We start from the raw sequence: 18366 nt of genomic DNA on the forward strand, positions 1-18366 counted from the left end.
TGAAACGATGCATCGCCGATGGTAGTGTGGGGTTTCCCCATGTGAGAGTAGGTCATCGTCAAGATTAAATTCCAAACCCCCTGTCTGCTAACGCAGACAGGGGGTTTGTTTTTGGGCCGAGAAAAGTTGCAGCTATGGCTAGCCGCACTTGTTGCGGTCCCGCCTTGCAGGAGCTACTGCTGCGGTGCGTAGCAGCGTTTCTATGCAATAGCTCTCCTCATGGCTATTATGCGTGCCTCATTGTGAGGCGATACTTGCATGCTGACGTTGTTGAAACTCCTTAAAGACGGTCGATTTCATTCGGGACAAGCGCTCGGGGCTGCGCTCGGCGTTAGTCGCAGCGCTGTATGGAAGCAGCTCCAGCACTTGGAGTCAGACTTGAACTTATCAATTCATAAAGTTCGTGGTCGTGGCTATCAATTGGCAGCCCCCCTTGAGCTGCTTGAGCTGGATCAGCTGGCTGCGAGTCCTTGGCCTGTTACGATTAGCCACTCGTTAGACTCTACGAATGCTGAAGCCTTGCGCGCGGTTGATCGTGGTGTAACGGCGCCATTTGTAATACTGGCTGAGAGACAGACGGCAGGCAGGGGGCGACGCGGGCGTAAGTGGGTTAGTCCTTTCGCGGAGAATATTTACTACAGTCTAGTGCTCCGGATGGATGGGGGTATGCGTCAGCTGGAAGGGCTTAGCCTCGTAGTTGGCCTTGCGGTGCTGAGTGCGCTCAGAGCGGTTGGTGTCTCGGATGCGGGGCTGAAATGGCCAAACGATGTGCTAGTGAGCAACAAAAAAATTGCTGGCATCTTGCTTGAGCTGGTCGGAGATCCGGCCGACGTATGTCATGTAGTCCTTGGTATCGGTATCAACGTTAACATGAGAGTGGCGAGTGAGGTCGATCAGGCCTGGACTTCGGTTTTCCTGGAGTCTGGAGTTGCGACTAACCGTAATGAATTAGTGTCAAAGCTCAGCGATAGCCTGCGCATGTATCTCAAGCGCCATGAGCTCTCAGGCTTTTCGGCTATTCAGTCGGAGTGGGAGCAGAATCATTTGTGGCAAGGGCGTGAAGTCTCTTTGATCGCTGGGGTGCACCAGGTGAACGGTACGGTCATGGGTATTGACCGTCAGGGTGCGCTGCGTATGAGTGTAAATGGTGAAGAGAAGGTGTTCAGTGGCGGTGAGCTTAGTTTGAGGTTGCGCGATGATTCTTGAAATGGACTGTGGAAACAGTTTCATAAAATGGCGCGCTCTAGACGGCACGGTTGTAGTAAGCGGCGGAGTCGTGGACTCAGATGCTGGGCTTATGGCCGCGATACTAGCTGCTCCGGAGCTGCGCATAACCCATTGCCGCTTGGTTAGCGTGCGCAGTGATGACGAAACATCGAGCCTGGTGGCATCAATTGCCTCGATGCTCGGTGTCGGGGTGGAGTGTGCGAAACCTGCAAGGGAAGTCGCGGGTGTAAGTAACGGATATGAGGAGTTTGCCCGTTTGGGGCTGGATCGCTGGTTGGCTCTGGTTGGGGCATTTGAGCTGGCTAAGAATGCGTGCCTTGTTCTGGATTTCGGTACGGCGGTCACTGCGGACTTTGTTACGTCCGATGGTCAGCACCTGGGAGGATTTATCTGCCCTGGTATGCCCTTGATGCGGGACCAATTGCGTACGCATACGCGGCGTATCAGGTACGACGACTTTTCGGCGGAGCAGGCGTTGCTCCGGCAGGCTCCGGGTCGTACCACGGCTGAGGCTGTTGAGCGTGGTTGTTTGCTGATGATGAGGGGCTTCGTTTTGACCCAGCTGGAGTTGGCGCGCGAATATTGGGGGCAGGATTTTGAGGTTTTTCTCACGGGCGGTGACGCCAGTTTGGTGAGAGATATGGTGCCTGATGCTCGTTTGGTGCAAGACCTTGTATTTGTAGGTTTGGCGGTAGTGTGTCCCCTTCCTTGAGGTTCTTATGCGTTGGCTGTTTCTTCTGCTAGTTGTACTCAATATCTTTTATTACGTCTGGCATCAACAAGAGGCGCCGCCCAGGGCGAAGGAAGTCATTTCCTTGTCCTTGTATAAGGGGAATAAGCAGGACATACGCCTACTCAGTGAGGCGCGACCCAAGGTCGTCAGCGGCAGTGTTTCTGGAGACCGTGTAGAAAGTCTGGAGTGCTTCTATATAAGCGGCTTATCCAGTGAAGAGCAGTTGCGCAGTTTTCAGAGCAAGCTTACTGATGTGGGTGTGCAGTCACTGCCGTCTACAGTGGTTCGAGATGATTCAGGTGGATATGTACTAAAACTCTCACCTCAAAGCGGTGCTGTGGCCACTGAAATGGCTTTGACTAACCTTGCCAATGAATTCAATGGGTTAAATTACAAAAAAATGCGCTGTGAGGGCTTGCAGCCATCCGATAGTTTGCATAGAATGGCGCCCGCTCCACAGTGAACACCGAACAGGCTACTAGGTGTGAAGCGAGTCAAGTTGCTAACTTCCTGATTTAATTGAAGAAAGTGGTTGACACAAGGTTAGAATGATGTAGAATTCTAGCCAGCTCAGGAGGGGTTCCCGAGCGGCCAAAGGGATCAGACTGTAAATCTGACGTCTACGACTTCGAAGGTTCGAATCCTTCCCCCTCCACCATATTTAAGCTAGAGCAGCAAGATTTGCGGGTGTAGTTTAGTGGTAGAACCTTAGCCTTCCAAGCTAATGATGCGGGTTCGATTCCCGCCACCCGCTCCAGTCTAGCTGTTTTCGCAACGTGTTTTGCTCTTGTAGCTCAGTTGGTAGAGCACACCCTTGGTAAGGGTGAGGTCAGCGGTTCAAATCCGCTCAAGAGCTCCATATAACAAGGCAGATATGAAAATATCTGCCTTTGTTTTAACAGGTGCATAGCCTGTCTGGGGTGTTTGCTGGTGGTGCTTTTGGTGCTGCTGCCCTGGTTGGTTGTTACGGTTGTGAGTAGCTCGCATTCTGCTGCTCGCTGGCAATCTCCGCTCTGATAGGGTTGGTTGCAAAAGTAATTGCATAAGTTGTTGAAAAGTCTCTCTCGTGTCGGCATAATCGGCGGCTCGATAATGTTTTAGGTCAGTAGCTCAATTGGCAGAGCGACGGTCTCCAAAACCGTAGGTTGGGGGTTCGATTCCCTCCTGACCTGCCAGATTCGCTCATTGCGTCTGGCTTTCTTTTCACAGGATCCTCTTAGATGACTCCCAAGGCTGAAGTTCAAGGCTCTCGCTTCGATCTCCTCAAGTGGCTTGTAGTGGTTGCTCTTGTGGTGGTTGGCGTTGTTGGGAATCAGTATTATTCTGGTTCGCCGATCCTGTATCGCGTCATTGCACTTCTTGTGATTGCTGCTGTTGCTGCCTATGTAGGCTTGCAGACGGCTAAAGGCAAGTCGTTCTCTGTGTTGGTGAAGGAAGCTCGTACTGAGATTCGTAAAGTCGTATGGCCAACTCGCCAAGAAACTACGCAGACCACGTTGATCGTGGTGGCTGTTGTTCTTGTTATGGCGTTGCTGTTGTGGGGTTTAGATTCCCTGCTCGGTTGGCTCGTTTCCTTGATTGTTGGCTAAGGGTGTCCCGTGGCTAAGCGTTGGTACGTAGTGCATGCTTATTCGGGTTACGAAAAGCATGTTATGCGCTCTTTGATTGAGCGTATTAAGCTGGCAGGCATGGAAGAAGGCTTCGGCGAAATTCTGGTTCCCACTGAAGAAGTGGTTGAAATGCGTAATGGCCAGAAACGCAAAAGCGAGCGTAAGTTCTTCCCTGGTTATGTGCTGGTTCAGATGGATATGAGCGAGGGTACTTGGCACTTGGTCAAGGATACTCCGCGCGTAATGGGCTTCATTGGTGGGACTGCCGACAAACCGGCACCGATCACTGATAAAGAGGCAGAAGCAATTCTGCGTCGTGTTGCTGATGGTAGCGACAAGCCTAAGCCAAAAACACTATTCGAACCGGGCGAAGTTGTCCGTGTTACCGACGGTCCATTTGCTGATTTCAATGGCACAGTCGAAGAAGTTAACTACGAAAAGAGCCGGATCCAAGTGGCAGTGCTCATTTTCGGTCGCTCTACTCCGGTAGAGCTAGAGTTTAGCCAGGTCGAAAAGGTCTAGTTAGACACGAATCCCAACCCCATGGTCTAGGCTGTGGGGTTTTGTCGTCACTGGGATAAACGCGCAAGTAACCGGGGAGCCTCTTTAGGCGCTTGAACCCGTAATTGGAGTGCCTCATGGCTAAGAAGATTACCGCTTACATCAAGCTGCAAGTGAAGGCCGCTCAGGCCAACCCAAGTCCACCCGTAGGCCCGGCTCTGGGTCAGCACGGCGTGAACATCATGGAATTCTGCAAAGCTTTCAACGCCCGTACTCAGGGTATTGAGCCAGGCCTGCCGACTCCAGTGATCATCACTGTATACAGCGACCGTAGCTTTACGTTCGAAACCAAGTCGACCCCTGCTTCGGTTCTGCTGAAGAAGGCTGCTGGTCTGACTAGCGGTTCCGCTCGTCCAAACACCGTTAAGGTTGGCACTGTGACTCGTGCTCAGCTGGAAGAAATCGCGAAAACCAAAAACGCGGATCTGACTGCAGCTGATATGGAAGCAGCCGTGCGTACTATCGCCGGTTCTGCTCGTAGCATGGGCCTTAACGTGGAGGGTGTGTAATGGCTAAGCTGACTAAGCGTCAAAAGGCAATCGCCGGTAAAATTGAAGCTGGCAAGTCTTACAACTTTGTAGACGCTGCTGCTTTGCTGGCTGAGCTGTCGACTGTAAAATTCAGCGAGTCTTTTGACATCGCCGTTAACCTGGGCGTAGACCCACGTAAATCTGACCAGGTTGTTCGTAGCGCTACTGTGCTGCCACACGGCACTGGCAAGACTGTACGTGTAGCTGTGTTCACTCAGGGTCCAGCTGCTGAAGCTGCTCTGGCTGCCGGCGCTGATCGCGTTGGTATGGACGACCTGGCTGCCGAAATGAAAGGCGGCGACCTGAACTATGACGTAGTTATTGCCTCCCCGGACGCAATGCGTGTTGTAGGTCAGTTGGGTCAGATCCTTGGTCCACGTGGTCTGATGCCTAACCCTAAGGTTGGTACTGTAACTCCAGACGTAGCTACCGCTGTTAAGAACGCGAAGGCTGGTCAGGTTCGTTATCGCACTGACAAAAACGGTATCATCCACACTTCCGTTGGCAAGATCGGTTTTGATGCCGTCAAGCTGAAGGAAAACGTTGAAGCCCTGATCGCTGATCTGAAGCGTATCAAGCCAGCTTCTTCGAAAGGTATTTATGTTAAGCGCGTTACCCTGAGCACCACTATGGGCCCAGGCTTGGTCATCGACCAAGGTTCTTTGGACGCGTAAGACAAATTGGCGTGCTTTTAGCTCGCCAATGAAAGATTGGGGTCCCTGCCTGGCGGGGGCTATCCAAGACCGTAGGCGGCGCAAGCCTTAAACCTCAAGCCTACGCAGATGGTGCTCCCGGTTCCTTACCGAATCAGACACCAAAACGACATCCGGCCTCGGTTGGATGAAACGGTAACATGCAGGAGTTAAACCCGTGGCAATTAAACTCGAAGACAAGAAGGCCATCGTCGCTGAAGTCAACGAGGCTGCCAAAGTTGCCCTGTCCGCTGTTGTGGCTGATGCCCGCGGTGTGACAGTAGGCGCTATGACCGGACTCCGTAAAGAGGCTCGTGAAGCTGGCGTTTACGTACGTGTTGTACGTAACACCCTGCTAAAGCGCGCTGTTGCTGACACTGAATACAGTGTCCTCAACGACGTGTTCACAGGCCCGACCTTGATCGCATTCTCGAACGAACATCCAGGCGCTGCTGCCCGTTTGTTCAAAGAGTTCGCTAAAGGTCAGGATAAGTTCGAGATCAAGGCAGCTGCGTTCGAGGGCAAGTTCCTCGCAGCTAATCAGATCGACGTACTGGCAAGTCTGCCGACCCGTGACGAAGCAATTTCTCAGCTGATGAGCGTGATTCAAGGCGCTACCAGCAAATTGGCTCGTACTCTGGCGGCACTTCGCGACCAGAAAGAAGCAGCTGCAGCCTAAGGCTGAGCAACTCCTTTCAGCGTTTATTGTTTATTTCGATGGCCGCCTAGGCTGTCACCCCAATACAGGAATTTATAGTCATGTCTCTGACTACTCAAGAAATCATCGACGCAATCGGTTCGAAATCCGTTCTGGAAATCGTTGAGCTGATCAAGGCAATGGAAGAAGCATTCGGCGTTTCTGCTGCTGCTGCTTCTGCTGGTCCTGCTGCTGCCGCTGCTGTTGTTGAAGAGCAAACTGAATTCAACGTCATGCTGCTGGAAGCTGGCGAGAAGAAAGTTAACGTGATCAAGGCTGTTCGTGAGCTGACTGGTCTGGGCCTGAAAGAAGCCAAGGCAGTTGTAGACAGCGCTCCTAGCGTTGTTCTGGAAGCTGTTGCGAAAGACGCAGCTGACAAAGCCAAGGCAGCCTTGGAAGAAGCAGGCGCTAAAGTCGAGCTGAAGTAAGCATCGACCTTGCGTCTCCAGCCCAAGCGTTAAGCTGAGGCTGATGGCTGGTGGCTCTTGCCACCGGCCTTTTTCCGTTATTGGCAGTCGACTAGGTCGATGCCTTTAACGTGCTGTAACCACCCTGTGCGGTGGAGCAAACCAAGGGGTTTGCACGATTTTCTGGCTGCTCCCGTCGGGAGAGGCCAAACAAGCAGGTGACCAAGCTGGGGAACGCTGATGGCTTACTCATATACTGAGAAAAAACGTATCCGCAAGGACTTTAGCAAGTTGCCGGACGTCATGGATGTGCCGTATCTCTTGGCAATCCAGCTGGATTCGTATCGTGAATTCTTGCAGGCGGGAGCGACTAAAGATAAGTTCCGCGACGTGGGCCTGCATGCGGCCTTCAAATCCGTTTTCCCGATCATCAGCTACTCCGGCAATGCTGCGCTGGAGTACGTCGGTTATCGCTTGGGCGAGCCGGCATTTGATGTCAAAGAATGCGTGTTGCGTGGCGTAACGTACGCCGTACCTTTGCGGGTAAAAGTTCGTTTGATCATTTTCGACAAAGAATCGTCGAACAAAGCGATCAAGGACATCAAAGAGCAAGAAGTCTACATGGGTGAAATCCCCCTGATGACTGAAAACGGTACCTTCGTAATCAACGGTACCGAGCGTGTAATTGTTTCCCAGCTGCACCGTTCCCCGGGCGTGTTCTTTGACCACGACCGCGGCAAGACGCACAGCTCCGGTAAGCTGCTTTATTCTGCGCGTATCATTCCTTACCGCGGTTCGTGGTTGGACTTTGAGTTCGATCCGAAAGACTGCGTGTTCGTGCGTATCGACCGTCGTCGCAAGCTGCCTGCATCGGTATTGCTGCGTGCGCTGGGCTATACCACTGAACAAGTGCTGGACGCGTTCTACACGACCAACGTGTTCCACGTTCAGGGCGAAAGCATTAGCCTGGAACTGGTTCCGCATCGTCTGCGCGGTGAAATCGCGGCCATCGATATTACCGATGACAAAGGCAAGGTGATTGTTGAGCAGGGTCGTCGTATTACTGCTCGCCACATCAACCAGCTGGAAAAAGCCGGTATCAAAGAGCTCGTTATGCCTCTGGACTATGTCCTGGGACGCACAACGGCCAAAGCTATCGTGCATCCGGCTACCGGCGAAATCATTGCTGAGTGCAACACCGAGCTGACGACTGAAATCCTGGCAAAAATCGCCAAGGGCCAGGTTGTTCGCATCGAGACGTTGTACACCAACGATATCGACTGTGGTCCGTTCGTTTCCGACACTCTGAAGATCGACTCCACCAGCAACCAATTGGAAGCGCTGGTCGAGATCTATCGCATGATGCGTCCAGGCGAGCCGCCAACCAAAGACGCTGCCGAGACCCTGTTCAACAACCTGTTCTTCAGCCCTGAGCGCTATGACCTGTCTGCGGTCGGCCGGATGAAGTTCAACCGTCGTATCGGTCGTACCGAGATCGAAGGTTCGGGCGTGTTGTGCAAAGAAGACATCGTTGCTGTGCTGAAGACTCTGGTCGACATCCGTAACGGTAAAGGCATCGTCGATGACATCGACCACCTGGGTAACCGTCGTGTTCGCTGTGTAGGCGAAATGGCCGAGAACCAGTTCCGCGTTGGCCTGGTGCGTGTTGAGCGTGCGGTCAAAGAGCGTCTGTCGATGGCTGAAAGCGAAGGCCTGATGCCGCAAGACCTGATCAACGCCAAGCCAGTGGCTGCGGCGGTGAAAGAGTTCTTCGGTTCGAGCCAGCTGTCCCAGTTCATGGACCAGAACAACCCTCTGTCCGAGATCACCCACAAGCGCCGTGTTTCTGCACTGGGCCCGGGCGGTTTGACGCGTGAGCGTGCCGGCTTTGAAGTTCGTGACGTACACCCGACTCACTACGGCCGTGTTTGCCCGATTGAGACGCCGGAAGGTCCGAACATTGGTCTGATCAACTCCTTGGCTGCCTATGCGCGCACCAACCAGTACGGCTTCCTTGAAAGCCCGTACCGTGTGGTTAAAGACGCACTGGTAACTGACGAGATCGTTTTCCTGTCCGCCATCGAAGAAGCCGATCACGTGATCGCTCAGGCCTCGGCCACGATGAACGACAAGAAAGTCCTGATCGACGAACTGGTAGCTGTTCGTCACTTGAACGAATTCACCGTTAAGGCGCCGGAAGACGTCACCTTGATGGACGTATCTCCGAAGCAGGTTGTTTCGGTTGCAGCGTCGTTGATTCCGTTCCTCGAGCACGATGACGCCAACCGTGCGTTGATGGGTTCGAACATGCAGCGTCAAGCTGTACCGACCCTGCGCGCTGACAAGCCGCTGGTAGGTACTGGCATGGAGCGTAACGTAGCTCGTGACTCCGGCGTTTGCGTCGTGGCTCGTCGTGGCGGCGTGATCGACTCTGTTGATGCCAGCCGTATTGTGGTTCGTGTTGCTGATGATGAAGTTGAGACCGGCGAAGCTGGTGTTGATATCTACAACCTGACCAAGTACACCCGCTCCAACCAGAACACTTGCATCAACCAGCGTCCGCTGGTCCGCAAGGGTGATCGTGTACAGCGCAGCGACATCATGGCTGACGGTCCGTCCACCGATATGGGTGAACTGGCGTTGGGTCAGAACATGCGTATCGCGTTCATGGCCTGGAACGGTTACAACTTCGAAGACTCCATCTGCCTGTCGGAACGAGTTGTTCAAGAAGATCGCTTTACCACGATCCACATTCAGGAACTGACCTGTGTGGCACGTGACACCAAGCTTGGGCCTGAAGAGATCACTGCAGATATCCCGAACGTGGGTGAAGCTGCACTGAACAAACTGGACGAAGCCGGTATTGTTTACGTAGGTGCTGAAGTTGGCGCTGGCGACATTCTGGTAGGTAAGGTCACTCCGAAAGGCGAGACTCAGCTGACTCCAGAAGAGAAGCTGTTGCGCGCAATCTTCGGTGAAAAAGCCAGCGACGTTAAAGACACTTCCCTGCGTGTACCTACCGGTACCAAAGGTACTGTAATCGACGTACAAGTCTTCACTCGTGACGGCGTTGAGCGTGATGCTCGTGCCCTGTCGATCGAGAAGACCCAGCTGGACGAGATCCGCAAGGATCTGAACGAAGAGTTCCGTATCGTTGAAGGCGCTACTTTCGAACGTCTGCGCTCTGCTCTGGTTGGTCGTATTGCCGAGGGCGGTGCCGGTCTGAAGAAAGGCCAGGAAATCACCAATGAAATCCTGGACGGTCTTGAGCATGGTCAGTGGTTCAAACTGCGCATGGCTGAAGATGCTCTGAATGAGCAGCTTGAAAAAGCTCAGGCCTACATCATCGATCGCCGTCGTCTGCTGGACGACAAGTTCGAAGACAAGAAGCGCAAACTGCAGCAGGGCGATGACCTGGCTCCGGGCGTGCTGAAAATCGTCAAGGTTTACCTGGCAATCCGTCGTCGCATCCAGCCGGGTGACAAGATGGCTGGTCGTCACGGTAACAAAGGTGTGGTCTCCGTGATCATGCCGGTTGAAGACATGCCGTACGATGCCAATGGCACCCCGGTTGATGTGGTTCTCAACCCGTTGGGCGTACCTTCGCGTATGAACGTTGGTCAGATTCTCGAAACTCACCTGGGCCTCGCGGCTAAAGGTTTGGGCGAGAAGATCAACCTCATGATTGAAGAACAACGCAAGGTCGCTGACCTGCGCAAGTTCTTGCATGAGATCTACAACGAAATTGGCGGTCGTCAAGAAAGCCTGGATGACTTCTCCGATCAGGAAATCCTGGATCTGGCGAAGAACCTTCGTGGCGGTGTGCCGATGGCTACCCCGGTGTTCGACGGTGCCAAAGAAAGCGAAATCAAGGCAATGCTTCGTTTGGCAGATTTGCCGGACAGCGGCCAGATGACGCTGACAGACGGTCGTACCGGCAACCAGTTTGAGCGTCCGGTTACCGTTGGCTACATGTACATGCTGAAGCTGAACCACTTGGTAGACGACAAGATGCATGCTCGTTCTACCGGTTCTTACAGCCTGGTTACCCAGCAGCCGCTGGGTGGTAAGGCACAGTTCGGTGGTCAGCGTTTCGGGGAGATGGAGGTCTGGGCGCTGGAAGCCTACGGCGCGGCATACACTCTGCAAGAAATGCTCACAGTGAAGTCGGACGATGTGAACGGTCGTACCAAGATGTACAAAAACATCGTGGACGGCGATCACCGTATGGAGCCGGGCATGCCCGAGTCCTTCAACGTGTTGATCAAAGAAATTCGTTCCCTCGGCATCGATATCGATCTGGAAACCGAATAACACGTGACGCGAATCGAGAGCGGGGCTGTTTAGCCCGCTCTCTGCTCCGCCAGGAGGAAAGGCCTTGAAAGACCTACTGAATTTGCTGAAAAACCAGGGTCAAGTCGAAGAGTTCGACGCCATCCGTATTGGATTGGCATCGCCTGAGATGATCCGTTCGTGGTCGTTCGGTGAAGTTAAAAAGCCGGAAACCATCAACTACCGTACGTTCAAACCTGAGCGTGACGGCCTGTTCTGCGCCAAGATCTTTGGCCCGGTAAAGGATTACGAGTGCCTGTGCGGTAAGTACAAGCGCTTGAAGCACCGTGGTGTGATCTGTGAGAAGTGTGGCGTTGAAGTCGCACTGGCCAAGGTCCGTCGCGAGCGCATGGCTCACATCGAACTGGCTTCGCCGGTTGCTCACATCTGGTTCCTGAAATCGCTGCCGTCCCGTATCGGCTTGCTGATGGACATGACCCTGCGTGATATCGAACGCGTTCTCTACTTCGAGAGCTATGTCGTTATCGATCCAGGCATGACCACTCTGGAAAAAGGTCAGCTGCTGAACGATGAGCAGTACTTCGAAGCGCTGGAAGAGTTCGGCGACGACTTTGATGCCCGTATGGGTGCTGAAGCTGTCCGTGAACTGCTGCACGCTATCGACCTGGAGCACGAGATTGGCCGTCTGCGCGAAGAAATTCCGCAAACCAACTCCGAAACCAAAATCAAGAAGCTGTCCAAGCGCCTGAAGTTGATGGAAGCCTTCCTGGGCTCCGGCAACCTTCCTGAGTGGATGGTACTGACCGTTCTGCCGGTTCTGCCGCCAGATCTGCGTCCTTTGGTTCCGCTTGATGGTGGTCGTTTCGCGACTTCCGACCTCAACGATCTGTATCGTCGGGTAATCAACCGTAACAACCGCCTGAAGCGCCTGCTTGATCTGTCCGCTCCGGACATCATCGTGCGTAACGAAAAGCGTATGTTGCAAGAAGCGGTCGACGCATTGCTCGACAACGGCCGTCGTGGTCGCGCTATTACCGGTTCGAACAAGCGCCCTCTGAAATCCTTGGCTGACATGATCAAGGGTAAGCAGGGTCGTTTCCGTCAGAACTTGCTCGGTAAGCGTGTTGACTACTCGGGTCGTTCGGTAATTACCGTAGGTCCGACCCTGCGTCTGCACCAGTGCGGTCTGCCTAAGAAAATGGCTCTCGAGCTGTTCAAGCCATTCATTTTTGGCAAGCTTGAAATGCGCGGTCTTGCGACCACCATCAAAGCAGCCAAGAAAATGGTTGAGCGTGAGCTGCCAGAGGTTTGGGACGTTCTCGCTGAAGTTATCCGCGAACACCCAGTGCTTCTCAACCGTGCACCGACTCTTCACCGTCTGGGCATCCAGGCCTTTGAACCGGTTCTGATCGAAGGTAAAGCTATCCAGCTGCACCCGTTGGTCTGTGCTGCGTACAACGCCGACTTCGACGGCGACCAAATGGCCGTGCACGTACCGCTGACACTGGAAGCCCAGTTGGAAGCGCGTGCGTTGATGATGTCGACCAACAACATTCTGTCGCCAGCCAACGGTGAGCCAATCATCGTTCCGTCGCAGGACGTTGTATTGGGTCTGTACTACATGACTCGTGAAGCGATCAACGCCAAAGGCGAAGGTCGTGTATTCGCTGACTTGCAAGAAGTTGACCGTGTATTCCGTGCCGGCGAAGCCGCACTGCATGCCAAGGTCAAGGTTCGCATCAGCGAAACCGTCAACGATCGTGATGGCGGCAGCGTGAGCAACACTCGGATTGTCGACACCACTGTCGGCCGTGCGCTGTTGTTCCAGGTTGTGCCAAAAGGTCTGTCGTACGACGTCGTCAACTTGCCGATGAAGAAAAAAGCGATCTCCAAGCTGATCAACCAGTGCTACCGCGTGGTTGGTTTGAAAGAGACCGTGATCTTCGCTGACCAGTTGATGTACACAGGTTTTGCTTACTCGACCATTTCCGGCGTTTCCATCGGTGTTAACGACTTCGTTATCCCGGATGAAAAAGCTCGCATCATCGCGGCTGCAACCGATGAAGTGAAAGAGATCGAAAGTCAGTACGCCTCCGGCCTGGTAACCCAGGGCGAGAAGTACAACAAAGTGATCGACCTTTGGTCGAAAGCTAACGACGAAGTATCCAAGGCAATGATGTCCAACCTCTCGAAAGAGAAGGTTATCGACCGTCACGGCGTTGAGGTTGAGCAAGAGTCGTTCAACTCGATGTACATGATGGCCGACTCCGGCGCACGGGGTTCTGCAGCGCAGATCCGTCAGCTGGCCGGTATGCGTGGTCTGATGGCCAAGCCGGACGGTTCCATCATTGAAACGCCGATTACTGCGAACTTCCGTGAAGGCCTGAGCGTACTTCAGTACTTCATCTCTACTCACGGTGCTCGTAAGGGTCTGGCGGATACCGCCTTGAAGACAGCTAACTCCGGTTATCTGACTCGCCGTCTGGTAGACGTTGCGCAAGACTTGGTTGTGACTGAAGTTGACTGCGGTACCGAACACGGTCTGCTGATGACTCCGCACATCGAAGGCGGCGACGTTGTAGAACCGTTGGGTGAGCGCGTTCTGGGTCGAGTAATCGCCCGTGACGTGTACAAGCCGGGTACCGAGGACATTATCGTTCCTGCGGGCACTCTGGTTGACGAGAAGTGGGTTGAATTCATCGAGCTGAACAGCATCGACGAAGTAATCGTGCGTTCGCCAATCAGCTGTGAAACTCGCTTCGGTATCTGTGCCAAGTGCTACGGTCGTGACTTGGCTCGTGGTCACCAGGTGAACATCGGTGAAGCTGTCGGCGTAATCGCTGCTCAGTCGATCGGTGAGCCGGGTACACAGCTGACAATGCGTACGTTCCACATCGGTGGTGCGGCAAGCCGGACCTCTGCTGCTGACAGTGTTCAGGTGAAGAATGGCGGTACTGTCCGTCTTCATAACCTCAAGCACGTTGAGCGTGTAGATGGCTGCCTGGTAGCTGTATCCCGTTCCGGTGAGCTGGCAATCGCTGATGACTTCGGTCGTGAGCGTGAGCGCTACAAGCTGCCGTACGGCGCCGTGATTTCGGTTAAAGAAGGTGACAAGGTTGACGCTGGCTCGATCGTAGCCAAGTGGGATCCGCACACTCACCCAATCGTTACCGAAATGAAAGGTACCGTGACCTACGTGGGCATGGAAGAAGGCATCACGATCAAGCGTCAGACTGACGAATTGACCGGTATGACCAACATTGAAGTCCTCGACGCCAAAGACCGTCCAGCTGCCGGCAAGGACATCCGTCCAGCCGTTAAGATGGTTGGTGTGGATGGCAAGGATCTGCTGTTGCCTGGTACCGACGTACCGGCTCAGTACTTCCTGCCAGCCAACGCCCTGGTCGGTGTAGCGGATGGTGCGGAAATCGCGATCGGTGACGTTATCGCTCGTATTCCGCAAGAGACTTCGAAAACTCGAGACATCACCGGTGGTCTGCCACGCGTTGCTGACTTGTTCGAAGCGCGTCGTCCGAAAGAAGCCTCGATTCTGGCTGAAGTCAGCGGCACCATCGCGTTCGGTAAAGAAACCAAAGGCAAGCGCCGTCTGGTTATTACCCCGAACGACGGTACTGATCCGTACGAAGAGCTGATTCCAAAGTGGCGTCACCTGAACGTCTTCGAAGGCGAACAAGTGAACCGCGGCGAAGTTATCTCCGACGGTCCAAGCGATCCACACGACATCCTGCGTCTGCTGGGTGTAAGTGCGCTGGCCAAGTACATCGTTAACGAGATTCAGGACGTTTACCGTCTGCAAGGCGTAAAAATCAACGATAAGCACATCGAGACCATTCTGCGTCAGATGTTGCGTAAAGTTGAGATTGCCGAGTCTGGTGATTCCACCTTCATCAAGGGCGACCAGATGGAGTTGACCCAGGTGTTGACCGAGAACGAACGTTTGGGTGGCGAAGATAAATTCGTATCCAAGTTCACTCGCGTCCTGCTGGGTATCACCAAGGCGTCGTTGTCGACTGAGTCGTTCATTTCCGCGGCCTCTTTCCAAGAGACTACCCGCGTATTGACCGAAGCAGCGGTAACCGGCAAGCGCGACTACCTGCGTGGCCTGAAAGAAAACGTTGTCGTGGGTCGTTTGATCCCGGCAGGTACCGGTTTGGCATACCACAGCGAGCGTAAGCGCCGCCGTGAAGCTGACAAGCCGTTGCGCGTGAGCGCCAGTGAAGTGGAAGCTGCACTGACCGAAGCGCTGAACTCGAGCGGTAACTGAGTTCTGCGGTAAATGAGAGATGGGCCCCGGCAGTTCCGTTCATCGAATCGAGACATTTTGTCGGGGTTTGATGAGTGGGAAGGTCGGGGCCTTGTCTTGACTGGGGGCAAGATCCTCTTTAGACTCTTGTACCCCTAAATTTGGCGGGAATTCGTTCCTGCCATTTTGCTTTTCTTGCAAGACAATAGCGTCGCAAGACAACAGTGGAGCTAGTAGATGGCAACTATCAACCAGCTGGTACGTCAGCCGCGTAAGCGTATCGTCGAGAAATCCGACGTGCCTGCGCTGCAAAACTGCCCGCAACGTCGTGGCGTATGCACCCGTGTGTATACAACTACGCCGAAAAAACCTAACTCGGCACTGCGTAAAGTATGCCGTGTGCGCCTGACCAACGGTTTCGAGGTTTCCTCGTACATCGGTGGTGAAGGTCACAACCTGCAAGAACACAGCGTGGTACTGATTCGTGGCGGTCGTGTAAAAGACTTGCCAGGTGTTCGTTATCACACCGTTCGCGGCTCTTTGGATACTTCCGGCGTTAAAGGTCGTAACCAAGGTCGTTCGAAGTACGGTACCAAGAAGCCGAAGTAGTATTCGGTTGCTGGTAAAAAATGCAGATTTCTTTTTTTCTGAGTCGATAAGAGTAAGGTCGGACGTGCATCTTTTGGATGTAATGGTTCCGAGCTAACCTGAAGACCGTTTGAGGGCTTATCCATGCCAAGAAGACGCGTAGCAGCCAAGCGCGATGTGCTTGACGATCCAAAATACGGAAGCCAAATCCTGGCCAAGTTCATGAACCACGTGATGGAAAGCGGCAAAAAAGCCGTTGCCGAGCGTATCGTTTATGGCGCGCTGGAAAAGGTTAAAGAACGCAAGAACAGCGATCCCCTGGAAATCTTCGAGAAAGCTCTCGACGCCATCGCTCCGCTGGTCGAAGTGAAGTCGCGCCGTGTAGGCGGTGCTACTTACCAGGTTCCGGTCGAAGTTCGCCCGTCCCGTCGTAACGCCCTGGCAATGCGCTGGTTGGTAGACTTCGCCCGTAAGCGCGGCGAGAAGTCTATGGCTCTGCGTTTGGCTGGCGAACTGTTGGACGCAGCTGAAGGTAAAGGTGCTGCTGTTAAGAAGCGTGAAGACGTGCACCGTATGGCCGAAGCTAACAAAGCTTTCTCGCACTACCGCTTCTAAATTCAGCTTCACTAATTTTGCGAGGGCTTTATGGCTCGTACTACTCCGATTAGTCGCTACCGTAACATCGGTATCGTCGCTCACGTGGATGCTGGTAAAACCACTACCACCGAGCGCGTACTGTTTTACACTGGCAAAAGTCACAAAATGGGCGAGGTGCATGATGGCGCCGCGACCACAGACTGGATGGTTCAGGAGCAGGAGCGTGGTATTACCATTACTTCTGCTGCTATCACCGCCTTCTGGAAAGGTTCTGCCAAGCAGTACAAGGACGAGCATCGCTTCAACGTAATCGATACCCCGGGCCACGTAGACTTCACTATTGAAGTTGAGCGTTCCCTGCGCGTACTCGACGGCGCTGTCGTTGTGTTCTGTGGTACCTCGGGCGTTGAGCCTCAGTCGGAAACCGTATGGCGTCAAGCCAACAAATACGGCGTTCCACGTCTTGTTTACGTAAACAAGATGGACCGTGCTGGCGCCAACTTCCTGCGCGTTATTGAGCAGATCAAGAAGCGTCTGGGCCACACTCCGGTTCCAATCCAGCTGGCTATCGGTTCTGAAGACAACTTCCAGGGTCAGATTGATCTGATCAACATGGAAGCTGTGTACTGGAACGATGCTGACAAGGGTATGGTTCCTGTTCGCAAAGAAATTCCAGCTGAGCTGAAAGATCTTGCTGACGAATGGCGCGACAACATGGTTCAGGCTGCGGCCGAAGCCAATGAAGAGCTGATGAACAAGTACCTCGAAGGTGAAGAATTCACCATCGCGGAAATCAAGGCTGCTCTGCGTCAGCGTACTATCGCTGGTGAGATCGTCTTGGCTGTTTGCGGTTCTTCCTTCAAGAACAAGGGTGTTCCCCTGGTTCTCGACGCCGTTATCGACTTCCTGCCTGCTCCGACTGATATTCCTGCCATCAAGGGTACTGACCCTGATGACGAGAGCATCGAACTGGAGCGTCATGCTGACGACAGCGAGCCGTTCTCGGCTCTGGCGTTCAAGATCGCTACCGACCCATTCGTGGGTACCTTGACCTTCGTCCGTGTTTACTCGGGCGTGTTGAACTCCGGCGACGGCGTGATCAACTCGGTTAAAGGCAAGAAAGAGCGTGTGGGTCGTATGGTGCAAATGCACGCAAACGCCCGTGAAGAAATCAAGGAAGTACGCGCTGGTGACATCGCGGCCTTGATCGGCATGAAGGACGTCACCACTGGTGAGACTTTGTGCAACGCTGACAAGCCAATCATTCTGGTTCGCATGGACTTCCCGGAGCCGGTTATTTCGGTTGCCGTAGAGCCTAAGACCAAGGATGACCAGGAAAAAATGGGTGTTGCACTGGGCAAGCTTGCTCAGGAAGATCCATCTTTCCGCGTTAAAACTGATGAAGAGACTGGTCAGACGATCATCTCGGGCATGGGCGAGCTGCACTTGGACATCCTGGTTGACCGGATGCGCCGTGAGTTCAACGTCGAAGCCAACATCGGTAAGCCTCAGGTTTCGTATCGTGAGCGCATCACGAAGAACTGTGAGATCGAAGGCAAGTTCGTTCGTCAGTCCGGCGGTCGTGGCCAGTTTGGTCACTGCTGGATCCGTTTTGCACCTGCTGACGAAGGTCAGGAAGGTCTGCAGTTCGTGAACGAAGTGGTAGGTGGTGTGGTTCCTAAGGAATACATCCCGGCTATCCAGAAGGGCATCGAAGAGCAGATGAAGAACGGTGTTGTTGCCGGCTATCCGCTGATCGGCCTGAAGGCTACCGTGTTTGATGGTTCTTACCACGACGTCGACTCCAACGAGATGGCGTTTAAGGTGGCTGCTTCCATGGCGACCAAGCAACTGGCTACCAAAGGTGGCGGTGAGCTGCTTGAGCCGATCATGGCGGTAGAGGTTGTTACACCTGAAGACTATATGGGTGACGTGATGGGCGACTTGAATCGTCGTCGCGGCATGATCCAGGGTATGGAAGATACGGTTTCCGGCAAAGTTATTCGTGCCGAGGTTCCGTTGGGTGAAATGTTCGGTTATGCGACCGACGTTCGTTCCATGTCTCAGGGTCGCGCAAGCTACTCTATGGAATTCAAAAAATACGATACAGCTCCGGCGCACATCGTCGAAACTGTTACTAAAAAACAAGGCTGATTTAGTTCAGTCC

At 53.6% G+C, this 18366-nt stretch carries 14 protein-coding genes and 4 tRNA genes; all 18 read left to right on the forward strand.

Annotated elements, in window-relative coordinates; translation table 11 throughout:
* Positions 1 to 258: 258 nt before the first annotated feature.
* The 18 genes from birA (at position 259) to fusA (ending at position 18353) form a co-directional block, all read left to right on the forward strand.
* Positions 259 to 1206, forward strand: coding sequence for a bifunctional biotin--[acetyl-CoA-carboxylase] ligase/biotin operon repressor BirA (gene birA / locus AC19YQ_RS18590; RefSeq protein ID WP_500595647.1), 948 nt, complete (start codon positions 259 to 261; stop codon positions 1204 to 1206).
* On the forward strand, positions 1196 to 1939 hold the full coding sequence (locus tag AC19YQ_RS18595; protein WP_500595648.1) for a pantothenate kinase: 744 nt from the start codon (positions 1196 to 1198) through the stop codon (positions 1937 to 1939). Before birA ends, AC19YQ_RS18595 begins: the two co-directional genes overlap by 11 nt.
* A gap of 7 nt (positions 1940 to 1946) precedes the next feature.
* The gene (locus AC19YQ_RS18600; protein WP_500595649.1) at positions 1947 to 2423 is read left to right on the forward strand and encodes a hypothetical protein; all 477 of its coding nucleotides are present in this window, start codon (positions 1947 to 1949) and stop codon (positions 2421 to 2423) included.
* A 110-nt stretch (positions 2424 to 2533) separates the two neighbouring features.
* Positions 2534 to 2618 (forward strand) — tRNA-Tyr (locus AC19YQ_RS18605).
* Positions 2619 to 2643: 25 nt separating this feature from the next.
* Positions 2644 to 2717: transfer RNA gene (locus tag AC19YQ_RS18610), tRNA-Gly, on the forward strand.
* A gap of 26 nt (positions 2718 to 2743) precedes the next feature.
* Positions 2744 to 2819: transfer RNA gene (locus AC19YQ_RS18615), tRNA-Thr, on the forward strand.
* Positions 2820 to 3059: 240 nt separating this feature from the next.
* Positions 3060 to 3135, forward strand: a tRNA-Trp gene (locus AC19YQ_RS18620).
* A gap of 45 nt (positions 3136 to 3180) precedes the next feature.
* A complete protein-coding gene (secE, locus tag AC19YQ_RS18625; RefSeq protein ID WP_003444399.1) occupies positions 3181 to 3549 on the forward strand; it encodes a preprotein translocase subunit SecE in 369 nt (122 codons plus the stop codon).
* Positions 3550 to 3558: 9 nt separating this feature from the next.
* On the forward strand, positions 3559 to 4092 hold the full coding sequence (nusG, locus tag AC19YQ_RS18630; protein WP_003444397.1) for a transcription termination/antitermination protein NusG: 534 nt from the start codon (positions 3559 to 3561) through the stop codon (positions 4090 to 4092).
* A 116-nt stretch (positions 4093 to 4208) separates the two neighbouring features.
* Positions 4209 to 4640: a 50S ribosomal protein L11 gene (rplK, locus tag AC19YQ_RS18635; protein WP_008008888.1), complete on the forward strand. Its 432-nt coding sequence runs from the start codon at positions 4209 to 4211 to the stop codon at positions 4638 to 4640.
* Positions 4640 to 5335 (forward strand): 50S ribosomal protein L1, encoded by a 696-nt coding sequence (gene rplA, locus AC19YQ_RS18640; RefSeq protein ID WP_003444394.1) that lies wholly within the window; start codon positions 4640 to 4642, stop codon positions 5333 to 5335. Before rplK ends, rplA begins: the two co-directional genes overlap by 1 nt.
* Before the next feature lie 196 nt (positions 5336 to 5531).
* Positions 5532 to 6032: a 50S ribosomal protein L10 gene (gene rplJ / locus AC19YQ_RS18645; protein WP_003444392.1), complete on the forward strand. Its 501-nt coding sequence runs from the start codon at positions 5532 to 5534 to the stop codon at positions 6030 to 6032.
* 80 nt (positions 6033 to 6112) lie between these two features.
* Complete coding sequence (gene rplL / locus AC19YQ_RS18650) at positions 6113 to 6478, forward strand: 50S ribosomal protein L7/L12 (protein WP_003444390.1); 366 nt, start codon at positions 6113 to 6115, stop codon at positions 6476 to 6478.
* Positions 6479 to 6697: 219 nt separating this feature from the next.
* A complete protein-coding gene (rpoB, locus tag AC19YQ_RS18655; RefSeq protein ID WP_133079711.1) occupies positions 6698 to 10771 on the forward strand; it encodes a DNA-directed RNA polymerase subunit beta in 4074 nt (1357 codons plus the stop codon).
* A 64-nt stretch (positions 10772 to 10835) separates the two neighbouring features.
* Positions 10836 to 15035 (forward strand): DNA-directed RNA polymerase subunit beta', encoded by a 4200-nt coding sequence (gene rpoC / locus AC19YQ_RS18660; protein ID WP_019824371.1) that lies wholly within the window; start codon positions 10836 to 10838, stop codon positions 15033 to 15035.
* Between the two features lie 216 nt (positions 15036 to 15251).
* The gene (gene rpsL / locus AC19YQ_RS18665; RefSeq protein WP_002555494.1) at positions 15252 to 15623 is read left to right on the forward strand and encodes a 30S ribosomal protein S12; all 372 of its coding nucleotides are present in this window, start codon (positions 15252 to 15254) and stop codon (positions 15621 to 15623) included.
* Positions 15624 to 15746: 123 nt separating this feature from the next.
* Positions 15747 to 16217, forward strand: a complete 471-nt coding sequence (rpsG, locus tag AC19YQ_RS18670) for a 30S ribosomal protein S7 (protein WP_019824369.1) — start codon at positions 15747 to 15749, stop codon at positions 16215 to 16217.
* A gap of 30 nt (positions 16218 to 16247) precedes the next feature.
* Positions 16248 to 18353, forward strand: coding sequence for an elongation factor G (gene fusA, locus AC19YQ_RS18675; RefSeq protein ID WP_019824367.1), 2106 nt, complete (start codon positions 16248 to 16250; stop codon positions 18351 to 18353).
* Positions 18354 to 18366 lie beyond the last annotated feature (13 nt).

The sequence above is a fragment of the Pseudomonas sp. MF06569 genome (assembly GCF_059862735.1).

Excerpts from the sequence above, each read along its gene's own strand:
- AC19YQ_RS18600 (WP_500595649.1), top strand. The coding sequence starts at position 1,947 with ATGCGTTGGCTGTTTCTTCTGCTAGTTGTACTCAATATCTTTTATTAC.
- rplL (WP_003444390.1), top strand. The coding sequence starts at position 6,113 with ATGTCTCTGACTACTCAAGAAATCATCGACGCAATCGGTTCGAAATCC.
- rplA (WP_003444394.1), top strand. The coding sequence starts at position 4,640 with ATGGCTAAGCTGACTAAGCGTCAAAAGGCAATCGCCGGTAAAATTGAA.
- rpoB (WP_133079711.1), top strand. The coding sequence starts at position 6,698 with ATGGCTTACTCATATACTGAGAAAAAACGTATCCGCAAGGACTTTAGC.
- rplK (WP_008008888.1), top strand. The coding sequence starts at position 4,209 with ATGGCTAAGAAGATTACCGCTTACATCAAGCTGCAAGTGAAGGCCGCT.
- birA (WP_500595647.1), top strand. The coding sequence starts at position 259 with ATGCTGACGTTGTTGAAACTCCTTAAAGACGGTCGATTTCATTCGGGA.
- rpsG (WP_019824369.1), top strand. The coding sequence starts at position 15,747 with ATGCCAAGAAGACGCGTAGCAGCCAAGCGCGATGTGCTTGACGATCCA.
- secE (WP_003444399.1), top strand. The coding sequence starts at position 3,181 with ATGACTCCCAAGGCTGAAGTTCAAGGCTCTCGCTTCGATCTCCTCAAG.
- fusA (WP_019824367.1), top strand. The coding sequence starts at position 16,248 with ATGGCTCGTACTACTCCGATTAGTCGCTACCGTAACATCGGTATCGTC.
- AC19YQ_RS18595 (WP_500595648.1), top strand. The coding sequence starts at position 1,196 with ATGATTCTTGAAATGGACTGTGGAAACAGTTTCATAAAATGGCGCGCT.
- rpsL (WP_002555494.1), top strand. The coding sequence starts at position 15,252 with ATGGCAACTATCAACCAGCTGGTACGTCAGCCGCGTAAGCGTATCGTC.